The sequence below is a fragment of the Desulfothermus okinawensis JCM 13304 genome, from assembly GCF_054654515.1.
In genome coordinates, this window is the sequence record NZ_BAAIEW010000100.1 from 1 (window position 1) to 281 (window position 281).

The window sequence follows — 281 nt, forward strand, 5'->3', positions numbered from 1 at the left end:
GACATGCTGAAGGAATCTTCTGATAAACTCCATGGCATCAAGCGCCATGGTTTTCCATGTTTTCTTTTGGCGATTCTTATAGAGAAAAGTAATGACACCGTTTTCAATGCTTTTGATGCGGTTGTTGGAGATGGCGACGCGGAACACGTACCTTGAAAGGTATCGAAGGGAGTTTTGCCCTTTTCCCACTGCCTGACTATGAACGACCCATTGCTTCTTCCAGAGGTCAGGGTTGATTTTATTGAGGAGCTTGGCCTTTTTCATAGCATCCCTGAATTTAG

General features: G+C 44.5%; 1 protein-coding gene. It reads right to left on the reverse strand.

The features are described from left to right. A partial coding sequence (locus ACYQ0O_RS13215; protein ID WP_459893817.1) for a transposase occupies nucleotides 1–264 on the reverse strand: 264 nt, incomplete at its 3' end. Between the last annotated feature and the right edge of the window lie 17 nt (nucleotides 265–281).